Below are 3,288 nucleotides of genomic sequence, written 5' to 3'. Positions count from 1 at the left end.
GTCGGCGCGGCGGTCGCCCTGCGCGCCGCCCTGCCGGGCACCGAAGCCTTGAGCACGGCCGAACTGGCGCTGCTGCGCGAGTGGTTGGACCGGATCGCCCGGCCCACGGCATAGCCAACGGCGCGGGCCCGAGGGCCCGCGCCGCTGTCATGGGAGAAGGACGAAGAAGGTGGCCGGCACCCTCCGCGCTCAGTGGCGCTCGGCCAGCACCTTCAGGATGTCGTCCGTCGTGCCGGTCTCCCCGAGGCGCGGGAAGATCCGCTCGATGCTGCCGCGGTGCGCCTCGGCGTCCATGTCGGTCATGGCGTCCGTGGCGAGCGTGACGTGGTAGCCGTGCTCGTGGGCGGCACGGGCCGTGGACTCGACGCCGATGCTGGTGGCGACGCCGGTCAGCACGATCTGGGTGACACCGCGCCGGCGCAGGTGCAGGTCCAGGTCGGTGCCGTAGAACGCGGACCAGTTCCGCTTGGTGACGACGATGTCCTCGGGGTGCCCGGCGAGGGCGTCGACTATCCGGTCCCAGCCCTCGGGCGGGGTCCCGGTGCGGCCCGCCGCCTCGGTACGGCCGGGCATCGCGTCGGAGCCGTCGGCGGCCAGGGACACGCGGACGAGGACGACCGGCAGGCCCTTCGCACGGAAGTCGTCGGCGAGGCGGACGGTGCGCTCCAGGACGTCGTCCGTGGTGTGGGGCGCGCCGGGGATGCCGATGACGCCGTTCTGCAGATCGATGACGACGAGCGCGGTCTTGGGGTCGAGGGTGGTGACGGGCATGGTGGAACACCTTTCGGACAAGAGGGTGGTGCGGATTTCCAGCGGGGTCACGTCTCGCGGCCGACGCGCCGCAGCGAGCGGTCGACGAGGCACCCGATCAGGAACAGCCCGGCGATGGCGAGCAGCAGCCAGGCCATGGAGTGGAGGCCGGCGCTGGTGGCGCCGCCCCGGAAGAAGACGGCGTTCGCCGCGGAGGCGAGCAGCGCGCCCAGGTAGGTGAAGGTGCGCAGCAGACCGGCGGACGAGCCCATGCGGGCCGGGTCGGCCTGCGCGTACAGGGCGTTCTGGTTGGCGAGTCCGATCAGGCCCTGCGGGACGCCGAAGAGGGCGCCGACGATCACCAGGAGCCAGATCGGGCTGTCGGACGCGAGGAGCAACAGGGCGGCGCAGCCCAGCACTTGGGCGACGGCGCCGACCACGAGCTTGCCGCGGACCTGCGGGCGGCGGCCGGTCAGAGCGGTGACGGCGATGGCCACCACGGACATCGGCAGCAGGAGCAGCCCGGACTGGGAGGCGCTCAGGCCGCGCCCCTCCTGGAGCCACTGCGTGTAGCCGTAGAGGAACGCGTAGGAAGTGATGTACGCGAGGAGCTGTCGGCCGTAGGTGGTGAGCAGCGGGGCGTTGCCGCCGAGGACGCGCAGGTCGACGAAGGGCCCGTCGACGCCCAGCTCCCGCCGTACGAACCAGAATCCGGCGGCCGCGCCGAGCACCGGCAGGTACCAGCGGGCGACGCCCGGGTCGGTCAGGAAGAGCATGAAGGCGGTCAGGGAAGCCGCGAAGAGGATCATGCCCGGCACGTCGGTGCGGGTGTCGGAGCGGGCCGACTTGGCGCTCTTCGGCAGCCACAGCGCGCCGAGGACGAGGCAGGCCACCGACAGGGGGACGTTCACCCCGAAGATCAGGTGCCAGCCGCCCGCGCCGATCAGCAGCCCGCCGAGCGTCGGGCCGATGACGACGATGACCTGGGCCGAGATGGACAGCATGGCCAGGATCCCGGCGGGGCTCTTCATGCCCGTGCGGTCCGACTCGGCGCGCAGCAGCGACATGGATGCCGGGTAGGCGGCGGATGTGCCGAAGCCGAGCAGGACGCGGGAGGCGACGAGGACCCACAGGTTCGGGGCGAGCATGCCGAGCAGGCCGCCGAGGCCGACCAGCGCGGTGCCCGCGAGGTAGAGGCGGCGGGCACCGAACGCGTCGACGAGCCGGCCGATGACGGGCTGGCCGACGGCGGTGGCGAGGTAGAGGCCCGTGACGAGCCAGGCGGTCTGCGACGGCGGGGCGCCGAAGGCGCGGCCGATGGGGATCAGGGCGACCGCGAGCATCGAGGAGTTGATGGGGTTCAGGACCGAACCCAGGACCATGGGGACGACGAGGCGGCGGTCGAAGCCGTTCGGGTCGGCCGTGCGCGCGCTGCGTATGCGCTCGGCGAGCCGGGTCATGCCTGGGTCACCTCGTCGATCAGCTTCATGGCCGTGATGACGGCCTGCAGTTGCTCCTGGGTGCCGTGGTCCTGCAGGGCGCGGGCGAGCCACACCCGCCGCGCCAGCTGGTCACCGCGCCGGCGCTCCAGGCCCCGCTCGGTGAGGGTGACGAGCTGACGGCGCCCGTCGTCGGGATCCTGGCTGCGCACGACGAGCCCGGCCTGCTCCAGGGAGATGACGGTCTTGGCCATGGACTGCGGCCGTACACCCTCCACGGCCGCCAGGTCGCTGGCGGACGAGGGCCCCAGCCGGTCGAGACGGGCGAGGACGGACGCCTGTCCGGGCGAGAGCTCCACCTCCCCTTCGCGGCCGACGGTCCCCTCCAGGTTCTCCAGCGAGCGCAGCTTGCGGCGCAGTCGGCTGAACAGCACCCAGATGTCCCCGGCGGCCTGGACGGCTTCCGGGGAGAGGGGTTCTTCGTTGTCGGTCATGCCTCCACAGTAGATCGACAGCCTAGGCTGTGCAACCTAGGGTGCACACTTCAGGCTGCACACCCTGGGCTGTCTTGTTAGCGGAGGCTCACTGGATCGGCTCCCGTAACTCGGTCACCCAGCCCGCGGGATCCTCGGGGCACTCCAGATTGATCACCTCGTCACGGCGCGTCCCTGTCGACCCATTGACGGACCCTCGCCCCACCCTTACGTTCCGACGCGCCGACCTCCTCTCCTCCAGGAAGGAACGACACCCATGCGAAGACGCCCCCGGCTCAGTCGACCCCTCGCCGTGCTGGCCCTCCCCCTCGCGGGACTGCTTGCCGCCGTCGCCCTGCCCACCTCCGCGCACGGCGCGGGACCCGCATTCACCGGCACCTGGGCGGCCGCGCCGACCACCGCGCCCGCCTCCGACACCACGGCGTTCCAGGACCAGACGCTGCGGCAGATCGTCCACACCAGCGTCGCGGGACGCACGGTGCGTGTCCGCTTCACCAACGAGTTCGGTACGGCGCCGCTGGCGATCGGCGCGGCGCACGTCGCCCGGCCCGCTGCGGGCGGTCCCGCCACGGCCGTCGATCCGGCCTCCGACCGCGTGCTGCGGT

Annotated in this window: 3 protein-coding genes and 1 pseudogene; 1 reads left to right on the top strand and 3 read right to left on the bottom strand. The window is 72.4% G+C overall.

The window, feature by feature from the left end; translation table 11 throughout:
* Positions 1–189 precede the first annotated feature (189 nt).
* Genes G3I40_RS13145 through G3I40_RS13135 form a run of 3 tightly spaced genes read right to left on the bottom strand, consistent with a single transcriptional unit; the run spans position 190 to position 2,683 of the window.
* A complete protein-coding gene (locus G3I40_RS13145; protein WP_164302344.1) occupies positions 190–771 on the bottom strand; it encodes a hydrolase in 582 nt (193 codons plus the stop codon).
* Positions 772–818: 47 nt separating this feature from the next.
* Entirely contained in the window at positions 819–2,210 is a 1,392-nt protein-coding gene (locus G3I40_RS13140) for an MFS transporter (RefSeq protein WP_239091704.1), read from the bottom strand.
* Positions 2,207–2,683 carry a MarR family transcriptional regulator gene (locus G3I40_RS13135; RefSeq protein ID WP_164302343.1) on the bottom strand — a complete coding sequence of 159 codons (477 nt, stop codon included), beginning with the start codon at positions 2,681–2,683 and terminating at the stop codon, positions 2,207–2,209. The genes G3I40_RS13140 and G3I40_RS13135 overlap by 4 nt, the downstream gene beginning before the upstream one ends.
* 256 nt (positions 2,684–2,939) lie before the next feature.
* On the opposite strand from G3I40_RS13135, the pseudogene G3I40_RS13130 reads away from it, so the two are divergent.
* Positions 2,940–3,288 (top strand): annotated as a pseudogene (locus G3I40_RS13130) (SGNH/GDSL hydrolase family protein); the annotation flags it as partial.

Origin of the sequence: Streptomyces sp. SID14478 (assembly GCF_010548525.1) — a bacterium.
Taxonomy (GTDB): Bacteria; Actinomycetota; Actinomycetes; order Streptomycetales; family Streptomycetaceae; genus Streptomyces.
This window is presented reverse-complemented; position numbering and strand designations above follow the sequence as displayed.